General features: G+C 70.6%; 26 protein-coding genes. 12 read left to right on the top strand and 14 right to left on the bottom strand.

The annotated features are described in order from the left end of the window. Positions 1-10: 10 nt before the first annotated feature. Positions 11-1,237, bottom strand: a complete 1,227-nt coding sequence (locus tag ACY0PA_RS19635; protein WP_473085845.1) for an RNA-guided endonuclease InsQ/TnpB family protein — start codon at positions 1,235-1,237, stop codon at positions 11-13. A 50-nt stretch (positions 1,238-1,287) separates the two neighbouring features. Between ACY0PA_RS19635 and ACY0PA_RS19630 the strand changes: the two genes are divergently transcribed. The 4 genes from ACY0PA_RS19630 (at position 1,288) to ACY0PA_RS19615 (ending at position 3,421) form a co-directional block, all read left to right on the top strand. After that, entirely contained in the window at positions 1,288-1,446 is a 159-nt protein-coding gene (locus ACY0PA_RS19630) for a ribbon-helix-helix domain-containing protein (protein ID WP_473085844.1), read from the top strand. A gap of 82 nt (positions 1,447-1,528) precedes the next feature. Beyond that, entirely contained in the window at positions 1,529-1,933 is a 405-nt protein-coding gene (locus tag ACY0PA_RS19625) for a Zn-ribbon domain-containing OB-fold protein (protein WP_473085843.1), read from the top strand. A 24-nt stretch (positions 1,934-1,957) separates the two neighbouring features. Further along, on the top strand, positions 1,958-2,839 hold the full coding sequence (locus ACY0PA_RS19620) for a GNAT family N-acetyltransferase (RefSeq protein ID WP_473085842.1): 882 nt from the start codon (positions 1,958-1,960) through the stop codon (positions 2,837-2,839). Between the two features lie 6 nt (positions 2,840-2,845). Further along, on the top strand, positions 2,846-3,421 hold the full coding sequence (locus ACY0PA_RS19615; protein ID WP_473085841.1) for a GNAT family N-acetyltransferase: 576 nt from the start codon (positions 2,846-2,848) through the stop codon (positions 3,419-3,421). A gap of 10 nt (positions 3,422-3,431) precedes the next feature. Here ACY0PA_RS19615 and ACY0PA_RS19610 read toward each other — a convergent pair whose 3' ends face one another. The 4 genes from ACY0PA_RS19610 to ACY0PA_RS19595 all read right to left on the bottom strand — a co-directional run bounded on the left by ACY0PA_RS19610 (position 3,432) and on the right by ACY0PA_RS19595 (position 8,189). After that, positions 3,432-4,085 carry a pyridoxine/pyridoxamine 5'-phosphate oxidase gene (locus ACY0PA_RS19610; RefSeq protein WP_473085840.1) on the bottom strand — a complete coding sequence of 218 codons (654 nt, stop codon included), beginning with the start codon at positions 4,083-4,085 and terminating at the stop codon, positions 3,432-3,434. 112 nt (positions 4,086-4,197) lie between these two features. Continuing rightward, positions 4,198-5,649 carry an amino acid permease gene (locus ACY0PA_RS19605; protein ID WP_473086367.1) on the bottom strand — a complete coding sequence of 484 codons (1,452 nt, stop codon included), beginning with the start codon at positions 5,647-5,649 and terminating at the stop codon, positions 4,198-4,200. 153 nt (positions 5,650-5,802) lie between these two features. Next, a complete protein-coding gene (locus ACY0PA_RS19600; RefSeq protein WP_473085839.1) occupies positions 5,803-6,759 on the bottom strand; it encodes a hypothetical protein in 957 nt (318 codons plus the stop codon). A gap of 251 nt (positions 6,760-7,010) precedes the next feature. Further along, a complete protein-coding gene (locus ACY0PA_RS19595; RefSeq protein WP_473085838.1) occupies positions 7,011-8,189 on the bottom strand; it encodes a thiolase C-terminal domain-containing protein in 1,179 nt (392 codons plus the stop codon). 225 nt (positions 8,190-8,414) lie between these two features. Between ACY0PA_RS19595 and ACY0PA_RS19590 the strand changes: the two genes are divergently transcribed. Together ACY0PA_RS19590 and ACY0PA_RS19585 are read left to right on the top strand one after the other, a co-directional pair. Beyond that, positions 8,415-9,623 carry an acyl-CoA dehydrogenase family protein gene (locus tag ACY0PA_RS19590; RefSeq protein WP_473085837.1) on the top strand — a complete coding sequence of 403 codons (1,209 nt, stop codon included), beginning with the start codon at positions 8,415-8,417 and terminating at the stop codon, positions 9,621-9,623. Beyond that, positions 9,623-10,099 (top strand): nitroreductase family deazaflavin-dependent oxidoreductase, encoded by a 477-nt coding sequence (locus ACY0PA_RS19585; RefSeq protein ID WP_473085836.1) that lies wholly within the window; start codon positions 9,623-9,625, stop codon positions 10,097-10,099. Before ACY0PA_RS19590 ends, ACY0PA_RS19585 begins: the two co-directional genes overlap by 1 nt. 116 nt (positions 10,100-10,215) lie before the next feature. On the opposite strand, the gene ACY0PA_RS19580 is transcribed toward ACY0PA_RS19585, so the two are convergent. Continuing rightward, positions 10,216-10,863, bottom strand: coding sequence for a TetR family transcriptional regulator (locus ACY0PA_RS19580; protein ID WP_473085835.1), 648 nt, complete (start codon positions 10,861-10,863; stop codon positions 10,216-10,218). Between the two features lie 299 nt (positions 10,864-11,162). Between ACY0PA_RS19580 and kbpA the strand changes: the two genes are divergently transcribed. Both kbpA and afsK read left to right on the top strand, forming a co-directional pair. Further along, the gene (gene kbpA, locus ACY0PA_RS19575) at positions 11,163-11,861 is read left to right on the top strand and encodes an AfsK-binding protein KbpA (RefSeq protein WP_473085834.1); all 699 of its coding nucleotides are present in this window, start codon (positions 11,163-11,165) and stop codon (positions 11,859-11,861) included. 225 nt (positions 11,862-12,086) lie between these two features. Beyond that, entirely contained in the window at positions 12,087-14,486 is a 2,400-nt protein-coding gene (gene afsK / locus ACY0PA_RS19570) for a protein serine/threonine kinase AfsK (protein WP_473085833.1), read from the top strand. A 6-nt stretch (positions 14,487-14,492) separates the two neighbouring features. On the opposite strand, the gene ACY0PA_RS19565 is transcribed toward afsK, so the two are convergent. Continuing rightward, a complete protein-coding gene (locus ACY0PA_RS19565) occupies positions 14,493-15,149 on the bottom strand; it encodes a hypothetical protein (RefSeq protein WP_473085832.1) in 657 nt (218 codons plus the stop codon). 142 nt (positions 15,150-15,291) lie between these two features. On the opposite strand from ACY0PA_RS19565, the gene ACY0PA_RS19560 reads away from it, so the two are divergent. After that, positions 15,292-15,885 carry a hypothetical protein gene (locus tag ACY0PA_RS19560; protein ID WP_473085831.1) on the top strand — a complete coding sequence of 198 codons (594 nt, stop codon included), beginning with the start codon at positions 15,292-15,294 and terminating at the stop codon, positions 15,883-15,885. Between the two features lie 22 nt (positions 15,886-15,907). On the opposite strand, the gene ACY0PA_RS19555 is transcribed toward ACY0PA_RS19560, so the two are convergent. The 3 genes from ACY0PA_RS19555 to ACY0PA_RS19545 form a co-directional block, all read right to left on the bottom strand. After that, positions 15,908-16,681 (bottom strand): enoyl-CoA hydratase/isomerase family protein, encoded by a 774-nt coding sequence (locus tag ACY0PA_RS19555; protein ID WP_473085830.1) that lies wholly within the window; start codon positions 16,679-16,681, stop codon positions 15,908-15,910. Beyond that, positions 16,678-17,130, bottom strand: a complete 453-nt coding sequence (locus tag ACY0PA_RS19550) for a Zn-ribbon domain-containing OB-fold protein (RefSeq protein WP_473085829.1) — start codon at positions 17,128-17,130, stop codon at positions 16,678-16,680. The genes ACY0PA_RS19555 and ACY0PA_RS19550 overlap by 4 nt, the downstream gene beginning before the upstream one ends. A 123-nt stretch (positions 17,131-17,253) precedes the next feature. Continuing rightward, the gene (locus tag ACY0PA_RS19545; RefSeq protein ID WP_473085828.1) at positions 17,254-18,405 is read right to left on the bottom strand and encodes a lipid-transfer protein; all 1,152 of its coding nucleotides are present in this window, start codon (positions 18,403-18,405) and stop codon (positions 17,254-17,256) included. A gap of 123 nt (positions 18,406-18,528) precedes the next feature. On the opposite strand from ACY0PA_RS19545, the gene ACY0PA_RS19540 reads away from it, so the two are divergent. Next, positions 18,529-20,115, top strand: a complete 1,587-nt coding sequence (locus tag ACY0PA_RS19540; protein WP_473085827.1) for a FadD3 family acyl-CoA ligase — start codon at positions 18,529-18,531, stop codon at positions 20,113-20,115. Between the two features lie 27 nt (positions 20,116-20,142). Here ACY0PA_RS19540 and ACY0PA_RS19535 read toward each other — a convergent pair whose 3' ends face one another. The 4 genes from ACY0PA_RS19535 to ACY0PA_RS19520 form a co-directional block, all read right to left on the bottom strand. Next, positions 20,143-21,063 carry a hypothetical protein gene (locus ACY0PA_RS19535; RefSeq protein WP_473085826.1) on the bottom strand — a complete coding sequence of 307 codons (921 nt, stop codon included), beginning with the start codon at positions 21,061-21,063 and terminating at the stop codon, positions 20,143-20,145. A 216-nt stretch (positions 21,064-21,279) separates the two neighbouring features. Beyond that, the gene (locus ACY0PA_RS19530) at positions 21,280-21,753 is read right to left on the bottom strand and encodes a GNAT family N-acetyltransferase (protein ID WP_473085825.1); all 474 of its coding nucleotides are present in this window, start codon (positions 21,751-21,753) and stop codon (positions 21,280-21,282) included. Positions 21,754-21,950: 197 nt separating this feature from the next. Continuing rightward, complete coding sequence (locus tag ACY0PA_RS19525; protein WP_473085824.1) at positions 21,951-22,142, bottom strand: DUF397 domain-containing protein; 192 nt, start codon at positions 22,140-22,142, stop codon at positions 21,951-21,953. Beyond that, positions 22,093-22,989, bottom strand: a complete 897-nt coding sequence (locus tag ACY0PA_RS19520) for a helix-turn-helix domain-containing protein (RefSeq protein ID WP_473085823.1) — start codon at positions 22,987-22,989, stop codon at positions 22,093-22,095. Before ACY0PA_RS19520 ends, ACY0PA_RS19525 begins: the two co-directional genes overlap by 50 nt. Before the next feature lie 139 nt (positions 22,990-23,128). Here ACY0PA_RS19520 and ACY0PA_RS19515 point away from each other — a divergent pair, with 139 nt between their 5' ends. Both ACY0PA_RS19515 and ACY0PA_RS19510 read left to right on the top strand, forming a co-directional pair. Beyond that, the gene (locus ACY0PA_RS19515; RefSeq protein ID WP_473085822.1) at positions 23,129-23,554 is read left to right on the top strand and encodes an ATP-binding protein; all 426 of its coding nucleotides are present in this window, start codon (positions 23,129-23,131) and stop codon (positions 23,552-23,554) included. Then, positions 23,554-23,793, top strand: coding sequence for a hypothetical protein (locus ACY0PA_RS19510; protein ID WP_473085821.1), 240 nt, complete (start codon positions 23,554-23,556; stop codon positions 23,791-23,793). The genes ACY0PA_RS19515 and ACY0PA_RS19510 overlap by 1 nt, the downstream gene beginning before the upstream one ends. Positions 23,794-23,815: the final 22 nt, after the last annotated feature.

Below are 23,815 nucleotides of genomic sequence, written 5' to 3'. Positions count from 1 at the left end.
CCTCCCCTCCCTATAGGGAGGGGATTCCTGGCTCACGTTGGCTGCGGACCGGCGGTCCGGCAGCTCTTACACGATCAACACCAGCCGGGTTGAGACCAGCCCGGACGAGCATCACGCGGGCGGAGTTCTTGTCCCTGGGGGACGCGGCTCCGCACGCGGTGCAGGCGTAGGTTCGTTCCGAGAGGGGCAGTGCGTGCTTGGTTCTCGCTCCGCACTGTGCGCAGTCCATGGTGGTATGCGCAGGATGTATGAGGTGGAGTTCACGGCCGTGCTTGCGTGCCATGTGGATGAGGGCCTGCTTCGTCGCGCCGATCGCGGCGTCGGCGGCCTTGCGAGCCATGGTGGACTTGGCGAGGAACTTCGGGCGGAAGTCCTCGACGGCCAGGCGGTCGTGGTCGGTCACGACCCTCTTCGCCCATTTGCGGCCGGCGTCCTCACGCTGCCGGGCGACCTTCTTGTGGAGCTTCGCAGTCCGCTTCTGCGCCTCGCGATAGCCCCTCGAGGCGCGCCGCCCCCTGGCAGGCCTGCGGCGGGCCATCATCCGCTGGTGGCGGGCGAGGCGCTGTGCGGCGTTCTTGCCGTGCTGTGCATGCGGGAGGTCGTGGGCGTTGCTCGTAGTGGTGGCGGTTTCCTTGACGCCCCAGTCGATACCGATGTCCCGTCCAGTGGCGGGCAGGGCCTCGGTGGTGGTCACTACGACGAACGAGGCGTACCAGTGGCCGAGGCTGTCGCGGTAGACGCGGACGGACGACGGCGGCTTGGGCAGATCGCGGGACCACACCACGCTCAGCGTGATCCCGCCTGCGAGGTGCAGGCGCCCGCCCTTGATCCGGAACCCCCGCTGTGTGTAGTTAAGCGAGGGGTCGGCGGCGTGCTTCTTTTTGTACTTCGGCATCCCCGCCCGCTGTCGTTGCGGCAGGCGGGCCTTGATGTCCTTCAGGGCTTTCGCGCGGGAATTGGCGAAGTCGCGGATCATCTGCTGCTGCGGCACCGAACTGCCCTCCCGCAGCCACGCGTTCGCGGTGCGGGCCTCGGTCAGCATCTTGTCGAGGCGGGCCGGGCCGCACTTCTCCTCGTCGGCGTATGCCTTCTTCGAGCGGGCGCAGCACTCGTTCCAGATCCAACGGCACCGCACCCACTCCGCTTCAAGGGCGGTCCGGGCGGTCGACGACACACGCAGCCGGTACGTGTACCGGGCGTGCCCGACGCTCCCAGTCTGTCCTTTTGCCGTCTTCATGACGTCAAATATACGGTAACTCTCCGTCTTCAGGCAACTACAATGACGTCATGGATGAAGAGAAGCGCATCACCGTCCGACTCCCTGCCGAACTCCATGAACGCCTCGCCGCTCAGGCGAAGCGGGACCGCAGGTCGGTAAACGGCGAGGTTGTGCACCTCCTGGAGGCAGCCCTTACCGATCCGCCTATGGCAAGCGATTCACACTGACAGTGACTGGTCTACCCCTGCCCTGCAGGGGTCCGACTCCTTCCCGGTCTGAAGGCCGGGCCATCCTCGGAGGACATTTCCTGTGACCGTACGGTTCGATCTTCCCGAGCCCGATGCCTTCACCCGTCCTTACTGGGACGCGGCCGCCGACGGGGTGCTCCTGCTCCGCTGCTGCGGGGCGTGCGGCCGGGCCCATCACTATCCGCGCGAGTTCTGCCCGCACTGCTGGAGCGAGGACGTGGCGTGGGAACGGGCGTCCGGGGCGGCCGTCCTCTACACATGGTCCGTCGTCCACCGCAACGACCTGCCCCCCTTCGGCACCCGCACCCCGTACATCGCGGCCGTCGTCGACCTCGCGGAGGGCCCGCGGATGATGACGGAAATCGTGGACGCCGACGGCGACGAACTGCGGGTGGGGATGGCGCTGGAGGTCGCCTTCCGGAAGGCCGAGGGGTTCTCCGTGCCGGTATTCCGGTCGCGGGCGTGAGGAGCAGGGCGGCATCATGCGGGCATGACAGGGACCTCCAGGCCCGGCTGGCACCTCACCGCTGACGTCGACGACTTCCTCGCCCGCGCGGGCGGCTACCTGAGCGCCGAGCCCGCCCTGCACACGGTCGCCCTCAGCGTCACCGCGAGCCTGCGGGAGCGGGGGCCGGCGGTGTACGGGGCGCGGGGGCAGCTCTTCGGGGTGCTGTACGGGCCGGATGGCCGAGTGAGCGGGACGTTCCTGTGGACGAAGCCCTTCCGGCTCAGCATCAGCCCCCTGGACAGGGAGCAGGCCGACGCGCTCGCCGACGCGCTCCAAGGGCGGGCGGTGACCAGCGTGTTCGGCGTCGGCGCCGCCGCGGCCGCCTTCGCCGACGCCTGGCAGTCCCGTACGGGCGCGGAGCCGCACCGTGCGATCGAGCAGCGCCTCTACCGGCTCGGTGACCTCACCCCGCCGCTCCCCGCCCCCGCCGGGCGGCCCCGCGTCGCCACCGGGGGCGACCGCGAGCTGCTGATCCGGTGGCGCGGCGAGTTCGCCGCGGACGCCCGCACTCCGGGTGGCGTGTCGGGCTCCGAGGAATGGGCCGACGGGCGGATCTCGTACGGCGGCGTCACCCTCTGGGAGACACCGGACGGTGTGCCCGTCTCCATGGCCGGGGCGACCCGCGAGGCCGCCGGAGCCGTCCGGGTCGCACCCGTCTACACCCCCAAGGAGCTGCGCGGACGCGGCTACGCGGGCGCGGTCACCGCCGAGATCAGCCGCACCGCCCGGGCGGCGGGAGCGAGCGAGGTGCTCCTCTTCACCGACCTCGCCAACCCGACCAGCAACGGCCTCTACCGGCGCATCGGCTACCGGCCCGTCCGCGACTTCGCCGTCTACACCTTCACCGGCCCCATGAACGATTGAGAGCTCATGACCGACGCCCCTGAGATACGCGGCCACGGGCTGCTCCTGCGCGCCTGGCGGGTCGGTGACGAGGGCGACGCCGCCGCCGTGCTGCGTGGTCACACCGACCCCGAGTTCCGCCGCTGGAACACCCCGCTCACCGCCATCGACGACCTTGCCGACGCCCACGAATTCCTGCGTACACGCAAGGAGTTGCTGGAGAGCGGCGAAGCCGTGTCGTGCTGCGTCACCGACGAGGACACGGGGGAGGTGCTCGGGCACGTCGGCATCAACGCCATCATGCCCGCCTTCCGCAGCGCCATCGTCGGCTACTGGGTGCTGCCCGAGGCCCGTGGGCGCCGGGTCGCGACGCGCGCGCTGAGCCTCGCGTCGCGCCTGGCCTTCGATGAACTCGGCCTCCACCGGCTCGAACTTGGCCACGCCCTCGGGCACGAGGTGTCCTGCCGGGTCGCCGAGCGCGGCGGGTACCGGTACGAGGGCACGCTGCGGGGCGCGATGTTCGAGGCGGGGCGGCAGGACGCCTTTCGTGACGCCCATCTGCACGCCCGCCTCGCCTCGGACCCCGAGCCGTCGGTGGCGTGAGCCGGCCGCGTCACGGCCAGAGCAGCTCCCGTACCCAGCCCGCCCCCGTGGCGCGGTACCTGAGGCGGATGTGCCGGCGGCGGGCGTCGCCCTGGAAGAACTCCACCTCGCGCGGCGCCAGCGCGTACGCCGTCCACGTGGGGGCGGCGGCCTTCGGGTCGGCTTGCGCGCGCTCCCAGGCCGCGACCGACGCCCGCTCCAGCTCCTCCTGTGAGCCCAGGACTTCGCTCTGGTGGCCGACCAGGGCTGCGGCCAGCGCTCCCGTCGAGCGGACGTGCAGGTCGGCCTGGCTCACCTCGGGCGGCTGAGTGGTGACATCACCGCGTACGCGGATCTGGCGGCCCTGCGACGGCCAGTAGAAGCCGAGCGCGGCCTGCGGGTGCGCCGTGAGCTGGCGGCCCTTGGCGCTGCCCGCGTGGGAGGCGAAGTGGAAGCCGTCCTCGCCGGCGCCGTGCAGCATCACCGTACGGACGTCGGGCAGGCCGTCCCCGTCCACTGTGGCGAGCGACATGGTGTGCGGCTCGGTCTGGCCGGCGGCTACCGCCTCGGCGAACCACTCGACGAAGAGCGGCAGCGGGGCGGACGGGGCCGCGGACGGGTCGAACGCGGGCAGTTCGGTGTCCCAGACGCGCAGGGACTTCAGGATCTCTTGCAGTTCGGGCATGCACCGATTCTCGCGGTGGACGCGAGCGCCCCGCCGACCGGTCCGTCCGGAAGGCGGGGCGATGCGTACGACAGGCGAGTCCCGTCAGATGAGCTGCGTCAGATGAGCCGGGTCAGATGAGGTCCATCGCCGCGACCTCGTCCGGGCTGCCGTAGCTGACCGGGCCCTGGAAGCGGCGGCGGGCCGTCGCGAACCACCACACCGTCGCGATCACGAGTACGGCGACCAGGGCGATCGGCGCGTAGTTGAACGACGTCGCGTTGATCGGGGACGCCTGCGGCAGCATGAACAGGACGCTGCTCGCCACGATCCAGACCACCGCGATCGCGGCGACGGGCTTGCCCCAGCGGCCCAGGTTCCACGGCCCCTGCTGGAAGTCGTCGTGACGCAGGCGCAGATAGATCGGGACGGCGTACGCGAGATAGAGACCCACGACGTTGACGCTCACGATCGCGGTGAACGCCGTGTGCGACCACCAGCCCGGCACCACGAGGACCAGCGAGCAGGCCGCCGCGAGCCACACGGCCTTCACGGGCGTGCGCGTGCGCGACGAGACCGAGTGCCACCAGCGGGAGCCCGGCATGGCGCCGTCACGCGAGAAGGCGAAGATCTGACGGGTGTTGCTCGTCATGTTGGCCAGGCCGCAGAACAGCATCGAGCCGATCACGATCAGCAGCAGGAGCTTCGCCGTCGTCATGCCGAGCGCGTCGATGAGGATCTGCACGGGCGGCGCCGGCGCGCTCGCCTGTGCCGCGTAGTCGCCGATCGCGAAGACGAGGGCCAGCATCAGGATCAGGCCGGTGACGGCGGAGTAGCCGATCGACCGCATGATGCCCTTGGGCGCGTTGACCGTCGCCTGGACCGTCTCCTCCGACATGTGGAAGCTGCCGTCGAAGCCGGTGAACGTCCAGCTGGTCACGAGGAGGCCGAGCAGGGCCGCGTAAATGCCGTTGGAGAAACCGGTGTTGTTGGTGAACTGCGTGACGACCGACGCCGACTGGTGGTGGTCGGGTACGGCGATCAGCGCGACCACGATGACCACCATGCCGACGAGGAGCCACCACACGGAGATCCGGTTCACCAGTGCCACCAGCTGCACCGTGTACGTGTTGGCGAGCGCCTGGAGCAGCAGGATCACCGCCGTGATCAGAACCGTCTGCTGCGCCGTCGCGTGGTACGACGGCCACTGCATGACGACGAACGCCTGGATGAACGTCGCCGCCGCGTAGCCCGTCGCCGCCGTGCCGCCGACCTGCCCCACGAAATTCAGCCAGCCCGTGTACCAGGACCAGGCGCCCTTGTGCCGTTTCGCCAGCTTTCCCGCCGAGAAATAGAGCGCCCCGCTCGTCGGATACGCCGATGCGATTTCGGCCATGGACGCCCCGACGAAAAGCACCATGGCCGCGACGGCTATCCAGCCGAACACGAGAATGCGCGGCCCGCCGGCGTTCATTCCGAACCCGAAGGAGGAGAAGATGCCGGAGATGATGTTGATGATCGTGAAGGAAATCGCGAAATTGTCGAACGCCTTGAAGCGCCGGGTCAGCTTCCGCGGGTAGCCCATCGCGTGCAGCGTCGCGTCGTCGTCGAGCGCGGCGGCGGGCCGCCCGGATGTGGTGGGGGGCGTGGGGGGAGTGGGTGCGCTGGTCAGGGGGTCGGACACAACCTCGGCCTTCCGGTGTGGGGGAATTTCCGAAACCTGTGGGGCGGGTGGGGGTCAGGTGCCGTGGGGGACCGGCAGGCCGCACGCGCGCCGCGCCCTGCTGAGCTGTTCCCCGGGGTCACCGAAGACGCTCCACGGCATGCGGGACGCGTACGGGCCCATGGCCGTGAGCACCGCCCGCGCCTCGAAGACGCACTGCGCCATGTGCAGCGCGTGCGCCAGATACGCCAGGTCGAGGACCGGCGTGAAGCGGTATCCGGCCACCTGCGGCAGCCAGTTCCGGTACGCGCCGAGCGCCGTCGCCTTCCACTGCGGCTGGTCCCAGGTGTGCTCGGCGAGGAGGTGCGCCGGGTTGTGGCCCTCGACGAGGGTGACCAGGGGCAGCAGGCGCAGCGGCGACGAGGCCGGGGCGCGCTGGCTCAGATACGCGGCCACGTCCCAGGCCGCGTTCGCGGTGCCGCCGTGCCGGGTGAAGAAGAACGCCAGGAACTGGTGGTGGGCCTCGCGGTGCCAGGGGTCGAGGCGCGTGACGTGCTCGAACTGGGCCCAGGGGCCGCGGGGTTCGGTGAGCAGGCCCTGCGGCGCGCGGTCGCGGGGCCGCTGGAGGCGGGCCATGGAGAGCCGGGCGGCCCACGGGGTGGGGTCTTTGGGCGCGAGGTCCGCGGCCCGGTCGCAGGCGGCGAGCGCTATCCGGCCGAGCGCCCCGATGCGCCGGTCGTGCGACTGGGCGGCGCGCAGGGTCCGGAACACGGCGACGCGCGCCCACAGCAGGGCGGCGTCGGGGCCGGGCTCCTCCTCCAGCCAGCGTTCCGCGAGGTCGGAGTCGGCGGCGACGGAGGCCAGGACGAGGGAGCGGTGGGCGCGCAGTCCGAAGTCGCCGTGTGTCTCGTTGAGGACCGAGTGCGCGCCGAAGTAGCGGCCCGCCTTTAAGTCCGTGCAGGCGCTGGCCAGCTCTCGGTCGTCGGCGGCGGGATGCCAGACGTACTGTCCTTCGAACGAGCCGGCGGTCATGCTCCCCTGCCACTGTTCTGCTTTTCCGTACGGACGACGGGGAGCACCCTACTCAGGATCATGCCCTACGGAAACTGTGCATCCGAAATAACAGGTTCCGGGTTATTTATGACGCGGCGCTCGTCTCGCGATCGGATTTCGGGTTCGCGAGCGGTTTATTGAAATTGCAAATTTATTGTGCCGGTTCCCGGTTTCTTATGGACGCGGCCTCAGGGACGCGGCCTCATGGGCGAGGCCTCATGGGCGAGGCCTCAGGACGTGCCGAGCACCACCGTTCCCGACGAGCAGAACCATCCGCCCGTGCCGGACGCCACCGCGAGCCGCGGCAGCCGCCCGCCCCCCTTGCGCACCTGGCGCTCCCCGGCCTCGCCCCGCAGCTGTCGTACCGCTTCCACCAGCAGGAACAGGCCTCGCATTCCCGGGTGTTGGGCCGACAGGCCACCGCCGTCCGTGTTCGTGGGGAGCCCGCCGTCCCGCAGCAGCCGTCCCTTCTCCACGAACGGTCCGCCCTCGCCCTTCGCGCAGAACCCCAGATCCTCCAGCGTCACCAGCGTCATGTAGGTGAAGGCGTCGTAGATCTCCGCTAGGTCGATCTCGCCGGGCGTGACGCCCGCCCGCTCGAAGGCGAGCTTCCCGCTGACGGCCGCCGGGGACACGGTGAAGTCGTCCCACTCGGACATCGTCGTGTGCGACACGTACTCACCCGAACCGAGCACCCACACCGGGGACTTGGCGCAGTCGGGGAGCAGGTCCTCGGCGACGAGCAGCACGGCGGCGCCGCCGTCCGAGCGTATGCAGCAATGCAGTTTCGTGAACGGGTCCGCGATCACCGGCCCGTCGAGCACGTCGTCCACGGTGACCGGGTCGCGGAACATGGCCTCCGGGTTCAGCGCGGCGTTCGCCCGCGCCTGCACGGCGACCTCGGCGAGCTGCTCAAGGGTCGTGCCGTACTCGTGCATGTGGCGCCGCGCCGCCATCGCGTACTTGGCGATCAGCGAGTGCCCGTACGGCACCTCGAACTGGAGGGGGCCGCGGGCGCCGAAGCTCAGGTTCGACGTGCGCCGTCCGGCCTTGATGTCGGCGCGGGCCGTCGACCCGTAGACGAGCAGGACCGCGCGGGCACGGCCCTGGGCGATGGCGTCCGCCGCGTGCGCCGCCATCACCTCCCAGGTGGAGCCGCCGACCGAAGTCGAGTCCACCCAGCGGGGCCTGAGTCCCAGATACTCGGCCACCTCGACCGGCGCGAGGATGCCGAGGCCCGCGCTGGCGAACCCGTCGACGACGTCGGGGGTGAGTCCGGCGTCGGACACGGCGCGGCGGGCGGCCTGGGCGTGCAAGGCATAGGGAGTGGCCTCGTCCACGCGGCCGCAGTCGGAGAGGGCGATGCCGGCGATGGCGACCCGGCGGGAACCGTGAAGTGCGGCAGTCATGAATCTGACGGTACATCAGATCGGCTGATCCGCCAGAGGATGTCTCTGCGCGTACGTCCGTGCGCACCTCTGCGCTTACGTCCGCGTGCCCTCTGCGCTTACGTCTGCGCATACCGCTGCACATGCCTGTGCGCATATCTCTGTGCATCCCGTCTCCGCCGCCCTAACATGACGCCCCGTCAGAACAGGGGGTCCGGGGTCGCCGGATCCCGGGGAGGAGCCCGTATGGACGCCGCCTTCACCGCGGAACAGGACGAGATCCGCCGCACCCTGCACGAACTCATGAACAAGCGCTGCGGCCCCGAGGACGTCAAGGCCGCCGTCGGCACCCCCGCCGGCTACGACCCGGCCCTGTGGTCGGCCCTCGGCGGCGAACTGGGCCTGCCCGGCCTGGCCCTCCCCGAGCAATACGGCGGAGTCGGCTGCGGGATCACCGAACTGGCCCTGGCCTGCGAGGAGTCGGGCCGCGCACTGGCCCCCACCCCGCTTCTGGCCACCGCGGCGCTCGCCGCCCCGCTCGTCCTCGCCCTCGGCACCGAGGCCCAGCGCGCCGAACTGCTGCCCCGCATCGCCTCAGGCACCCTGACCGCCACGCTCGCCGTACCCGGCGAGGGCCTCGCCACCGCGCTCGGCCTGACCGGCGACAACTGCGGCGACTGGTCCGGCGGCGGCCGCGCGGGCGGCGTCCAGGCCAGGCGGGACGACCGCCAGGACGGTGGCTGGAGGCTGTACGGGCAGGCCGACCAGGTCCTCGACGGACACAGCGCCGGCCTCTTGGTCGTCGCCGCGCACACCGGCGGCTTCGCCCGTTCACGCACCCTGCTCTTCCTCGTGGACGGCGACGCGGAGGGAGTCGTCAGGACCCGCCGGACGTCCCTCGACGAGACACGCCCCCGCGCCCGGCTCGAACTGCGGGACGTGCCAGCCGAGTTGCTCGGCTCAGGAGAGGGCGAGGGCGGCGAGGTGGCCGGCGCCCTCGCCGCCATGGGCGACGCGGCCGCGACCGTACTCGCCGCGGAAGCCGTCGGCGCCGCCGAGCGCGCCCTGGAACGGACCGTCGAGCATGTGCGCCAGCGCGAGCAGTTCGGGCGGCCCATCGGCTCCTTCCAAGCGGTCAAGCACCGCCTCGCGGACGTCTACGTCCAGGTGCAGGCGGCGCGCTCCGCGGCGTACTACGCGGCCTGGGCGGCGGGCTCCGGGAGCGGCGAACGGACGGGCCCTCTCGCTCTCGCCCAGGCCCTGGAAGCGCTGCGCACCGCGGCGTCCGAGGCCGTCCAGCTGCACGGCGGCATCGGCTTCACCTGGGAACATGACGCCCACCTCTACCTCAAGCGCGCGACCGGCGACGAACTCCTCTTCGGCCCCGTCCACCTGCTGCGCGCACGCGCCGCGGAATCCGCCGGACTCTTCACCCGCCAGGAGGCGACTGCCTGATGGCACCACCCGGAACAAGACTGCTGCAGAAGGTCTCGTCGACCCGCGCCTTCGCCCGCGTCGCCCCCCGTTTCATCCCCGCGATGGACCGCACCGTGCACCGGCTCACCCGGGGAAAGGTGCTGCTCAGCGCCCAGATGCTGCCGGGGGTCATCCTGAGTGCGCGCGGCGCGAAGAGCGGACTGCCACGGCGTACGCCACTCGCCTGCATGCCTGAGGACGAGGCGGGCACCTGGCTGCTGATCGGGTCCAATTTCGGCCGCCCGGGACACCCCGCGTGGACGGCGAACCTGATGGCCCACCCGGACGCCGACATCAACTGGAAGGGCGAGGACATCCCGGTCACCGCGCGGCTGCTCGACTCCGGCGAGCGGGCGGAGGCCTGGGCGGCGGCGCTCACGTTCTGGCCGCCGTACGCGACATACCAGGCGAGGGTGGAGCGGGAGATCAGGCTCTTCCGGCTGGTGCGCCGATAACGCCGATAACGCCGATAACGCGGACCGGCGACTGAAACTGCAACAGCGGCGGCTCACGTGAGACGCGAACCGCCGCTGTGCGACAGGACCGGGACACCCGAAGGACCGCTTCAGGGCTACTTCGTCGGCTTCTTGCCGGTGACGCCCAGATGCACCAACAGAGCCAGATTGGGCTTGAGTTCGGCCTGCTTGACGCCCCAGGTCTGGAAGCCCTTCTGATGCGAGGCCACCGCCGCGAGCATCGCGACGAGCGAACCGGCCATCGCGGCGGGGCTCACGTCCTTGTCGACCTTGCCCTTGGCCTGGAGCTCCTTGACCGTATCCGTAAGGGAGTTGTTCACGGAGTTCAGGATCTTCATACGGATCTTGTAGAAGCGCTTGTCGCCCTCGGCCGCGCCGAGGTCGACGACGCGCAGGATCGCATCGTTCTTCCGCCAGAACTCGAGGAATCCGTCCACGAGTTCCTGCGCGGTCTGCCAGCCGGCCTTGCCGACCCACGAGCGGCCCTCGAGGAGCTGGGTCAACCCGGCGCCCTCCGTGGCCATTTGCTCGGCAATCTCCAGGACGGCGCCCTCGACGTCCGGGAAGTACTGGTAGAAGGTCGCCGGTGAGGTGCCTGCCTTCCGGGCCACATCAATGACTTTGACGTCCCGGTAGGGCGAGGAGCTGAGCATCTCGCCGAGGCACTCAAGGAGCTTCTGACGCGTCGCCTGACCACGCCGTCCGGCCACTCGGCCGTCGACGGTACGTACTTGTCCTGTCATGCCGTCAGCTTACCGAGGGGTGATCGGAGCGCGATTCGGCCGACTGCAAATGGGGTTGGGGGCTCCGGCACATGGGTTGATGAGGGGCCGCCCGGGGCTTTTGCGCATGTGGGGGCCGGTGGGATCGCGCACGTTATCAACAGCCTGTGGAAAACCCCGTGGATAAAATTGGCCAAGTGTTCGAATTAAGCGGGTCGCCGGCCCGCGGACGCGGCACCCTGCCACCCAGGGGACACCCATCCCCACAGTGACGTACGGCACACCCGCGTACGACAGGTGAACAGGAAGGACGCACGCCGATGGAGTTCGCCGAGGGCGCCCCCTGCTGGGCCGACGCCGCGCTCCCCGACGTGGAGTCGGGCAAGCGCTTCTACGGCGACCTCTTCGGCTGGACCTTCGACGAGGGCGCGGGCGCGGAGTACGGCTACTACACGCAGGCCTACAGCGACGGCAGGAGCGTCGCCGCCCTCGCCCCGGACCGCGACGGCCGCACGCCGACCGGCTGGACCGTCTACTTCAAGGCCCGCGACGCCGAGACGCGCGCCTGTGCCGTGCGGGACGCCGGCGGGCGGCTGCTCGTCGAACCCCTCTCCATCGGCCCCTTCGGCACGATGGCGCTCGCCGCCGACCCCGAAGGAACCGTCTTCGGCCTCTGGCAGCCCGGCACCCACATCGGCTTCGAGGTACAGGGGGAGCCCGGCACGTTCCGCCGGACCGAGCTCCACGCGCGCGACAGGGCGACCGTCGCCCCCTTCTACACGTCGGTCCTGGGCCACGGCGCCACTGACCTCGGCTTGTCCATCGCCACCGGCGACGCCCCCGCCCGCTTCCCCGCCCACTTCCTCGTCCACTTCGCCGTCACCGACTGCGAGGCCACGGCCGACGCCGCCACCCGCCTCGGCGGCCGCGTAAAGGAAGAACCGTTCGACACCGCATACGGACGCGTGGCCGTCCTCACCGACAACCAGGGCGCCGCCTTCGCCCTCCACCAGGGCTGAAGGGCTCCCTGCGCGCGCCTCCCACTCCCTCCCGCTCCTCTTCCTCCCCCGCGGAACCCACCCGTAATGCGGCACCTCTCCCGTGACACCCCGATTTGCCCCCGGGTTCGCAACCGGAGCCCCGTACAGGAAGAATCGGGGTGCGTGCCGCCGTAGCGCTTCGGTGGTGAGACGCTGACCGGGGACTGTGCACAGCGACCCGGTCCCGTACGGGGAGGCAGGCAAGTGGTGGATCAGCTGACGCAGCACGATCCGAGGCGGATCGGCCCGTTCGAGGTCCTGGGACGGCTCGGCGCCGGCGGCATGGGACTCGTCTATCTCGCGCGCTCGGCATCCGGCCGGCGCGTGGCGATCAAGACCGTGCGGACCGAACTCGCCGAGGACCAGCTCTTCCGCGTCCGTTTCACCCGCGAGGTCGAGGCGGCCCGCGCCGTATCCGGCTTCTACACGGCAGCCGTCGTCGACGCCGACCCGCGCGCCGCCGTGCCGTGGCTCGCCACCGCCTACGTCCCCGCGCCCTCCCTCGAAGAAATAGTGAACGAGTGCGGGCCGCTGCCCGCCCAGGCGGTGCGCTGGCTCGCCGCCGGAATCGCCGAGGCCCTCCAGTCCATCCACGGCGCGGGCCTCGTCCACCGCGACCTGAAGCCGTCGAACGTGCTCGTCGTGGAGGACGGCCCCCGCGTCATCGACTTCGGCATCGCGTCCGGCGTCTCCAACACCCGCCTGACCATGACGAACGTCGCCGTCGGCACCCCCGCCTACATGTCGCCCGAGCAGGCCAAGGACTCCCGGAGCGTCACCGGGGCCTCCGACGTCTTCTCCCTCGGCTCCACCCTCGTCTTCGCCGCCACCGGACACGCCCCCTTCCACGGCGCCAACCCCGTCGAGACCGTCTTCATGCTGCTGCGCGAAGGCCCCGACATCGAAGGACTGCCCGCCGAGCTGCTGCCGCTCATCGAGTCCTGCATGAAGATGGAGGCACCGCTGCGGCCCTCGCCCGCGGACCTCCAGGCCCAGCTCGCCCCGCACCTCTTCGGCTCCGGCAGCGACGACAGCGGCACCGCGTCCGCCTGGCTCCCCGAGCGCTCCGTCGCGCTCATCGAGGAACGCAGGGGCGGACGGCCCCCGGTCAAGAGCAGCGGTCCCGGCCGCGGCGGCAGCGGCGGACGGGGCGTGCACGGCGCCGCCCCCGGCCCCATGCCGGCCATGCCTGCCCAGCCCCCCGGCCCGCCCCCGTCCCACGTCCCCGCCGCCGGCGGCAGGCGCCCCGCGCCCGTCGGCACCTCGGGCCTCGCACCCGACGCCGGGCCCGTGCGCCTGGCCGGGGCGCAGGTTCCGATCGGCCCCGGCCCGCGCGTCGCCGACGCCCGCGCCGCCGCGGTGAAGGCACCGCCCGCCGACGCGGGCCTCGCCGCGTCCTGGGCCCGCCCCAAACCCGGCGTCAACGGCGCCCCCGATCCCGTCATCCCTGCCCCGGCCCCCGAGGCGGGCGCCGCCTGGCGGCCCTGGCGCTTCCGCATGTCGAACGACGTGTGGGGCACCCCGTCCGTGGCCGGCGACCTCGTCTACGTGACCTCTTTCGAGGTGCACGCACTCGATGTGTCCACCGGCCGCCGCCGCTTCAAGACGCGTGACGTCGCCTGGTCCATGGCCGTGGCCGACGGCCGTATCCACGCCTCCGACGGCCCCACCCTCTACGCGCTCGACGCCCGCGAGGGACACGACCTGTGGCGGCTGCAGACCGACGCCTGGGTGTACTCCCTCAAGGCCGACCGCGGCACCGTCGTCACCGGCACCCGCGGCGGCGGCGTACAGGCCTGGGAAGCCGTCAACGGCGACAAGCTGTGGGAGATCACCGGCGCCCAGAGCGACTTCGAGTCCCCCGAGGCCGGACCCGTCATCCACGACGGCACCGTCTACGTCTGGAAGGACGCCCGGCTGCGCGCACTGGAGGCCCGTACCGGCGAGGAGCGCTGGTCGTACCCGATCGGCGACGCGGCCTCCTGCGGCGGCGTCCCCGTCCGCCTCACCCAGGCCTTTGACGGCTACGTCTACGTGGCCGCCGGCACCCGCGTCCTGGCCGTCGACGTCGCGAGCGGCCACGTCCGCTGGCACTTCGAGGCGCCCGCCGTGTTCCTGTGCCCGCCCGCCTTCGCGCCCGGCCCGGCCGTCACCGGCGGCGGCGTCTACCTCGCCGACCACCTCGGCACCGTCTACGCCCTCGACGCCACCGACGGCCGCGACCGCTGGCGCATCGCGACGGAACCCCGCCCCTCCTCCATCGAACCGGTCCTCGTCTCGCACGGCCACGTCCACGTCGGCAGCGGACAGGGCCTCTACACCCTCGACGCCGTCACCGGCACGCCCAAGTGGCGCTTCCAGGCGGGCGGCGAGGTCGTCGGCTCACCCGTCGTCGCCGACAACCGCATCCACTTCGGCGCCACCGACCATCTCCTCTACACCCTCAAGGCCGACGACGGCCGCCTCCGCTGGAAGCTCGCCACGGGCGGCGAGATCACCGGCGCCCCCGTGGTCGAGGACGGCGTGGTGTACGCGTGCAGCAAGGACCGCTGCGTGTACGCACTGGACGCGGAAAAGGGCACCGGGACGGCCTCGGCGCGCTAAGGCTTGTCACCGGGGCTGCCCACCCGGGTGCCCCTGCTGCCCCTCCTCGTACGGGGGCTCCTCGTAAGGGGGATCCGGGTAGGGGGGCTGGTCGGCGTACGGCTGCATCGGGCCCTCCAGCGTGTGCTGGGGCCCGTCGAGCGTGGGCGCCGGCGGCGGGACGGGGTCGGTGAAGTGCGTGGGCTCCGGGCCGTTGTCACCGGCGTACCCCTGGTCCGCGTACTCGGGGAGCCGCGGCTGCCGCTTGTGCCGCCCGCTCATCACGGCCGCACCGAGCAGCAGCAGTACGCCTCCGACGACGGCGCCGGCCACCCCCAGACCGAGCCCGGAACCGTCACCGGCCACCACCATCCGCCCCTCGGCCTGCCCCACCCGCACCATCCACAGCACAGTGAACGCGAGCACCACCACGCCCGCGAACGCGACGAGCAGCCGCGACCGCAGCACGACCCCGATCAGCGTCGCCGCGGCGGCCACCACGAACGGCAGGAAGAGGGAACCGAACAGCCCCGCGCGCGCGTCAGTCACTCCGGCACCCGTGAACAGGTCACCGAGGCGGTAATAGCGCCCGTGACGGCCGCCGTACCACGCACGGAAGGGGCTGGAAACGGCGGCCGCCGCTCCGAGGAGAGCGAAGATCGACCCAAGGACGTTGCGGACCATGCGCCGCCTCCTGAATCCGGCCTGGTTCGGCTCTCGGTCCTGACGCTACGCCGCTGGCACACCCGTCGCCACGCGGCGCTGCTACGGTGTCGGGTCGCCAAAAGGAACGCACGGATCACCATATTTTCGGGGGAGCAGAAGGATGCTGCGACGAGGACTGAAGCTCACGGCACTGGCAGCCGTGGTCGTACTCGCACTGACCGGATTCTCGACGGGCCGCGGCCACGGTTCGGGCAAGAGCAGGGGGAGCAGCAGCAGCCACAGCAGCAGCGGAGGCGGCTGCTCCAGCTCGAAGCAGAACCACAGCGGATCGTCGTCGAGCACGACAGGCGGTTCGAGTTACGACGATGACGACGACTCGTACGGCAGCTCGGGCTCCTCGGGCTACACGTCGGGCGGCAGCAGCTACAACAGGCGACCCACCCGCACCCCCAGCACCTCCAGCACCTCGGGGAGCGGCCGGAGCGCCGACATCACGGCGAAGGTCCTCACGTGCGCGGGCAAGGACTCCGCGTACGCGTCCGTCGAGCTCAGGAACCGCGGCAGCCGGGACGGCCGCTACAACCTCACCCTTCACTTCCAGGACGCGAACGACATCACCGTCATCGACGGCAGCACGACCGTCACCGTCCCGGCCAACGGCACGAAGGTCGCCAAGGTGAAGCCCGGCGGCGGGGCGGACCTGCTCCAGTCGATCGACCACTGCCAGCTCGACGGAGCCCAGGCCCCGAGCTGAGCCCCGGCTCTCCCGCCACCGGTCACCGCACCCGGAACCCGCCGGGCCGCCGGGCGGAGAACAGCTCCGCCTGCCGCTCCGGAGGCAGATTTCCCAGGGCGATCAACTGCGGCGCGTACGCGAGGGCCTGCGTGCGCGCCGCCTCCTTGGCCGCCCACACCGCCCGCACCGTGCCCTGCACCGCCTCGGTCGGATACGACGCGATCGTCTCGGCGCAGCGCACCGATGCCGCCAACGCACCGCCGGGCGCGGTGAGTTCGGACACGAGCCCGGTCTCGTGAGCACGCCGGGCCGAGATCCGCTCGGCGGTCCCCATGAGCGCCATCCGAGCCACCTCGCCGAACGGCATGCGCTGGGCGAGGTGGATGGTCTCGTAGGCGCTGACCATGCCGTAGGTCGTATGCGGGTCGAAGAAGGTGGCGCTCTCGTCGGCCACGACGAACTCGCTCTCGCCGATGAGATAGAACGCCCCGCCGCACGCCATCCCATTGACGGCGGCGACGACGGGCTTCCACAGGTCATTGGCCTTCGGCCCGACCGCGACGAGCGGATCGTCGACGCTGTACGGGGACTGCGGCTGCGGCACATCGGCGTCGCGGTCGAGCCCCGTGCAGAAGGCCCGCTCACCGGCGCCGGTGATGACGACGGCGCGCACGGAGTCGTCGAACCTGAACTCGCGCCAGGCAGCAACGAGTTCATCGACCGTCGCCAGGTCGATCGCGTTGTGACGCTCGGGCCGGTCGAGGGTGACGACCGCGACCCCGCTCTCCTTGTCGGTCTCGACGCGCACGCTCACGGCCGCTCCAGAACCCAGCGCGGCATCGTCACACCGTCGACGTCGGTGAAGACGACCTGCACCTTGGCGCCGATGCGCAGCCGCGCGGGGTCGACGGAGTTCAGGGCCGCGTCGGCGGAGGCCACCAGATTCCCGACGAGCCGGATCCGCGGGGCGTCGGCCAGCTCGACGACGATCGCGTTGTACGGGGCGACGGCGGCGTACGCGGGCAGCAGCGGCGGATGCGGAACGACGTAGGACCAGATCCGCCCGCGCCCGCTCATGAGCCGCCATTCACTCTCGAACGACCCGCAGTGCGGGCAGCACGGACGAGGCGGAAACCGCAGCTCACCGCAGGTGGGGGAGGCGCAGCACTGGATGCGGAGCTGGGATTGGGCGGCGTAGCGCCAGAAGGGTGCACCGTCGTCGTCGATGACAGGTGACAGATAACAGATTTCAGATTCTGTCATTGGCCAATCCAACTTTCCCTCTTTGTCATTGGTCAGTGCAACGCCCTGAACCGGACTCCGTGAGCCGGACTCCGTGAACCGGACTTCGTGAGTCCATCTCCGCCAGGGCGACGGCAACGGCCCTCACGCCCCCCGCAGCAGCAAGGCCGACGTAGGTACCCCCTCGCCCGCCGTCACCAGGCATGTCCCCGCGCCCGCTACCTGCGCCGTGCTGACGCCACGCAGTTGCTTCACGCCCTCGTTGATCAGGTTGAAGCCGTGGACGTACGCCTCGCTGAGGCCGCCGCCACCCGTGTTCAGCGGCAGGCGTCCGCCGATCTCCAGCGCCCCGCCCTCCGTGAACGCCCCGCCCTCGCCCCGCCCGCAGAACCCGTACCCCTCCAGGGACAGCGGGATCAGTGGCGTGAACGCGTCGTAGATCTGTGCGACGTCCACGTCCTCAGGCCCGAAGTCGGCCTGTTTCCACAGGTGTCGGGCGGCGGTCCAGGCCGGGCCCGTCAGCGGATCGTCGTTCCAGTAGTTGACCATCCCGTGGTGCTGGGACGGCAGCCCCTGCGCGACCGAGTGCACGTACACCGGCTTCTGGCGGCAGTCGCGCGCCCGCTCGGCCGAGACGATGACGCACGCCAACGCGCCGTCCGTCTCGAGGCAGTTGTCGAAGAGGCAGAGCGGCTCACTGATCATGCGGGCCGTCATATACATGTCGCGCGTCAGCGGCCGCTCGTACATCATCGCGGCCGGGTTCTGGTTGGCGCGGTTGCGGCAGGCGAGCGCGACATTGAAGAGGTGGTCCCTGGTCGCCCCGTACTCGTGCATGTAGCGCCGCGCGAGCATGGCGATCTCGTCGGCGGGGCGCAGAAGGCCGTACGGGCGGGTCCACTGCGCCGGCGTCGGCAGCTGCACCGCCGTGTTCTTCCACGGGCGCGGCCCGGACCCCCGTTTCCTCGACCGCCAGGCGACGCCTACGCTCGCCTGTCCGGTCGCGACGGCTGCGGCGAGATGCGCGACGGTCGCGCACGATCCGCCGCCACCGAATCCGACCTTGCTGAAGAAGGTCACGTCCCCCGCGCCGACGGCCTTGGCGACCTCGACCTCGTCGGTCTCCTCCATCGTGTACGAGGCGAAGGCGTCGACCTCGGACGGCGCGATCCCGGCGTCGTCGAGCGCGGCGAGAATCGCCCGGCACGCCAACGTCTTCTCACTCTCGGGGAGTTGTTTGCCGAAGGCCGTCTGCCCGATCCCCACTATGGCCGTCGCGTCCTTGAGCCCCGCCATCGCAAGCCACCTCCGCGCGTCGTGATGCCACCACGATCGTCCCGTCTGCTGACAGCGCGTCAGGCTACCGTTAATCTGACGGATAGTCAGCTACGGGTCGGCTACGGGTGTGGAGGTCGGGCGATGCGCGGGGACCTGGAGTGGGGCACCGTTCCCCAACTGGTGCGTGCGGCAGCCGAACGGTACGGGGAGCGTGAGGCCGTCGTCGAGGGCCGTACGCGCATCTCGTACGCGGAACTCGGCGACCGCGTCGAACGAGCCGCCGCCGCGTGCATCGCGAGCGGCGTCGAACCCGGCGACCGGGTCGCGGTCTGGGCGCCCAACACCCTCGACTGGATCGTCTCCGCCCTGGGTGCGGTGACCGCGGGCGCCGTCCTCGTCCCCCTCAACACCCGCTTCAAAGGCACGGAGGCGGCCTACATCCTGGCCCGCTCCCGCGCGAAGCTCCTCTTCGTGACGGGCACGTTCCTCGGCACCTCGTACGTGGCATCCCTGCGCCGGACGAACGCCGAACTCCCGTATCTGGAACAGGTGGTTGTCCTCGCCGACACAGCCCCCGACACCTCGGTCGACCACGAAGACCCGCGCGTCTGGCGGACCTGGAAGGACTTCCTGTCAGGCGGCGAGGGCATCTCGGGCGAGACGGTCCGGGACCGCGCCGCGGAAATCGCCCCGACCTCCCCCTCCGACATCATCTTCACCTCGGGCACCACGGGCCGCCCCAAAGGCGCGGTGATCACCCACGCCCAGACCCTGCGCGGCTACGCGATCTGGTCCGACCTCGCCGGCCTGCGCGAAGGCGACCGCTACCTCATCGTGAACCCGTTCTTCCACACCTTCGGCTACAAGGCCGGCATCATCGCCTGCCTGATGCGCGGCGCGACGATGGTCCCGCAGCCGGTCTTCAACGTGGACACGGTCCTCGCCAACATCGCCGCCGAACGCATCTCCGTACTCCCCGGCCCGCCCACGCTCCACCAGTCACTCCTGGACCATCCGAACCGCACCTCCCACGACCTGTCGGCGCTACGGCTCGTGGTGACGGGCGCGGCGGTGGTCCCACTGCAACTGGTGGAACGCCTGCGCGGCGAACTCGGTGTGGACACGGTCCTGACCGCATACGGCCTCTCCGAGGCGAGCGGCATCGTGACGATGTGCCGCCGTGGCGACGAGGCGTCGGTGATCGCGTCGACGTCCGGCCGGGCGATACCCGACACGGAGGTGCGCGTGGACTCGCCCGGCCCCGGCGAACCCGGCGAGGTCCTGGTCCGCGGTTTCAACGTCATGAGCGGCTACTTCGAGGACGAGGACTCGACCCGCGAGGCGTTCACGGAGGACGGCGGCTGGCTGCGCACGGGGGATGTGGGCGTCCTCGACGAGTCCGGCAACCTGCGCATCACCGACCGCATCAAGGACATGTTCATCGTCGGCGGCTTCAACGCGTACCCGGCCGAGATAGAGCAGCTCCTGGGCCTCCACCCGCACGTGGCCGACGTCGCCGTGATCGGCGTCCCGGACGGACGGCTCGGGGAGGTCGGCAAGGCGTACGTCGTACGGCGTCCGGGTTCCGTCCTGACCGCCGACGACCTGATCGCCTGGTCCCGCCGCGAGATGGCGAACTACAAGGTGCCGCGCGACGTGGAATTCGTGGCCGAGCTGCCGAGGAACGCGAGCGGGAAGGTGGTGAAGGGGGAATTGCGGGGCCGGTAAGTCACGGTAGTCAGTAGCTATCCGAAGCTATCCGAGGGCGGCACGGATCTCCTCGATCATCCGCTCGGGCCGCTGGAAGACGTCGGCGGCGGTGTAGCGCAGGAGGAGGCGGACCTCGGGGCACTGGAGGACCTGGTTGAAGCGGTCGATGTCCTTCCGGTGGGCCTCTCGGGAGCCCTGGTACGCGTAGCCCTCGATCTCGACGGCCAGTCCTTCCGCCCGGAACAGGAAGTCCAGGAAACGGCGCCGTCCGTCCGGCGTGCGCAGTTCCACCTGGCTCTCGGGGCGCAGGCCCGCGTCGTGCAGGCGCAGGCGCGCGATGGTCTCGGCGGGGGATCCGGCGCCGGGATCCACGAGCTTCAGCCGGCCCCGCGCACGGGACGCCCCGAGCAGCGGCGCGTCCAGTTCGGCGGCGAGCGCGGAGGCGGTCGTGAGCGGGGCGCGGCGCAGGCGGTCCACTGTGCGCCGGGTGAGGGCCGACTCCACGGCGACCAGCGCGTCGTCCGGAGGACCGGCTGCCCGGAGCAGGTCGGCGACGGTGCGGTTCACGTGCGTGACGCGCAGCCCCCATCGAACCGCGATCTCGCGCGCCGCGAGGGGCACCCGGTGCACGCGCACCCTCGTTCCTTCCCGGCGGATCGCGAGCCCGGGGTCGGTGAAGTCCAGGATGTGGGCGTCGCGCGCGGGGGTGAGCGTCTCGATCCGCCAGAGCGAGGCGGCGCTGCGGTGACTGACGACGAGCCCCGGCTTGAGCAGCTGCACGGCGCGGAGGCGTAGCGGCAGGTCGGGCCTGCGCCCGGGCTCGCCCCACGCCCCGGCATGCAGCCGAACCCAGCCCTCGCTGCGCAACCGCCGCGTGAGCGTACGCGGCACCCACCCGGCCTCAAGCGCGACGGAGGTGAGCAGCACCCCGCCCTGCACCAACGCCCGCAATTCTGTCCCCGCCATGCGACGACTCTGCCGGAACGGGGGATCTGGCGCTCCGGCCTGTGGATAACGAGGCCATGGCTGCCGCCCGCTCGCTTCGACGGGCGGCGGCAACGCCCCGGTGATCGAGAACTGGCGCACCCTGCGCCGGGCAGCGACAACAAGGCAGACCCAGGCCGCCCTGCACCGCTACCTGCAACGCCGCCTGAGCCTTCGGCTCCCTGGACGGCGGCACGGCTACCGCGCGCCGCCCGGTGTCCAGCGAAGCGTCATGTCGGGCAGGTTCTCCATATTGCGGTCACCATCACTGGTGTCGAAGACGGTGAAACCGTGGCGCTCGTAGAAGGCGCGGGCATCGGTGTTCTGCTGAAAGACGTGCAGGGACACCCCGTCAGGGCTGTGCCGCCTGACCTCATCGAGCAGTAGCGTGCCGATTCCCTGCCGACGGAGGTCCGGACGCAGATAGAGGTGTTCGAGCATGTCACCGTCAAGGGCCGCATAGCCGGTGATCTCCGCATCACGCACCGCGACCCAGGTACGACATTGCTTGAGCAGGATGTCCCGGATCCAACGGGTCACCTCCTCGTCACTCCGCTTCTGCGGGGGCAGATAGGGCATGGTCGCCGACCGAGAGGTCAGGTGGATGCGCGCGATCACGCCTGCATCCGCCTCCGCCGCGCATCGGATACGAGTCTTGCCGTCATCGCTCACGTCGGGAACCTACAAGGCCGGTAAGGCTCGATCCAGCGGTTATCCCGCTGAGGCGGGGCGTCGGAGAGCCGTTGCGGGGTGGGCCCCTCTTGGTGCGGCGCTGGGCCAGCGGGATTGGCAGATATGGGGCGGGGAGGGTGCGCTGGGGCGGGGGGTGGGTGGCCGGGATGTGCCAATGACCGGGTTTCTGGGCCGGGTCAGCGCTTCAGGTCGGATACGAAGGCTGCCCAGGCCGGGGTGCGGAAGAGGAGGACGGGGCCGCCGGAGGGGGCGGTCTTGGAGTCGCGGACGGGGATGAGGGTCGGGTGACCTTCGGCAACTTCGACGCAGTAGCCGCCGTCACCGTTGCTGTAGCTGCTCGTGCGCCACTTGGCCTTGCTCAAGTCCACGGGGGTGGTTGCCCTTCCGGTAGTCCTCTGCTGCTTTCTCGATCATCTTCAGGGACAGGTCCGACGGCAGAGCGGCAGCCCTGAGTCGATCGTAGGCCTTGGAGTACTGCCTCACGGCGCCCGGATCGTCAATGACCTGTCCGCTGTACATTCCCTCGGTGTACATGAGCGGCGGAGCATCGTCGAAGGTCAGGAGCCTGGTCATGCCCATCGTGAACGGGTGGGTGCCGACATTCCACGGAAGGATCTGTGGAATGAAGCGGTGGTGCCGGGCGACTTCGATGACGTGGGCGAGTTGTTCGGCCATTTCTGCGGGGCCGAGGATCGGACGCAGGAAGACCAGCTCGCTCATGACCAGCCAAGTCTCAGGGCTCTTGGGATCCTCGAACAGCCAGGCGCGCTCCCTTCGGGCGGAGACCTTCTCCGCGACCCGCTCCTCGGCCTCGGTCGGGTGCGCCGCGTGGACGACGGCACGGATGTACGGCTCCAGTTGCAGCGGGCCGGGAATCAGGTCGGGCGTCCACTCCTCGATGTCCTGGGCCCGTTCCTCCAGTTCTACGACTTCGGCGTAGTAGTCGGCGTGTCCCTTGGCCTTCGCCTTCCGCACGTCCTCACAACGGCGGGCGAAGAAGCCGTCGGATTTCAGAACCCGGTCCACGTGCTCGGCGAGGTCCCGGGGCATGCGCCGCTGGCCGCGTTCGATCTCGCTGAGGTGGCTCTGGCCGTAGAAGCTGCCCTCCACGAGCTGTTGGAGCGTGAGCCCGGCTGCCTCCCGTTTCCACCGCAACTCCTTGCCGTAGAAGCAGGGGACGCTCTCCGAGCCGTCGATGTCCTTGCGTCGCACCATTCGCTACCGCCGATTCCACAACTGCCGGGCCCAGTTCCACAGTTCGGGTCCGGGAACCCAAACCCTTTTACGGTACGCCGCCCCGCGTCACTGTGTGACTGATTCATCACGGAGTGCACTCGACAGGAAGGGCGTACGCATGCACCGCCAACCCCCCACCGCCGTCGGCGCGAAGGTAGTGACCCCGCCTGAACTGGAGGTCGAGTTGCTCGCCATCCCGAAGGCCGTGCCCGAGCTACGTAGAGCGGTGCGGGGGCACTTGGGTACGGCGTGCCCCGAAGTGCAGCTCTGCGTGAGCGAGTTGATGGGCAATGTGATCCGGCATGTGGGGGAGGGGACTCCGGTTCGCGTGCGGGTGGCGCGGGTGGAGGGCGTCGGGATCCGGGTCGAGGTCACGGACCCCGACCCACGCGTCCTTCCCGTGCTGCTGCATGCGACGGGCGACGCCGAGTCGGGGCGGGGCCTCGTACTGCTCGACGCGGTGGCGCGGCGATGGGGCGTGGAGCAGGGTGCCGCGACGAAAACGGTGTGGTGCGAGGTCGAAGTCGAAGCGGGGGAGTCGTAGTGCTGGTGGCCTTGCTCGGGCGGGTGCTTACGTGGCTGCTGCCGGGAGGGGGCACCCGGCGCCGGGTCGTCACGGCGACGGAGTCGGGGCCGGTCGCGCCGCCGCCCCCGCGGGGGCGGCCCCGCAGCCCGTACGCCCGTGAGGCGGCGGCGGACTACCGAGTCGACGTGACCGACGAGCCGCTGACCCGGCCCTACTACCGCTACTACCGCGCGTCGGAATACATGTGCGCCGGCTGATCGGCCTGGGGAACACTGCGTG

Source organism: Streptomyces sp. DS1-CR2 (genome assembly GCF_055760475.1).
Note: the sequence above shows the minus strand (reverse complement) of the source record. Positions and strands in the feature narration are given on the sequence as shown.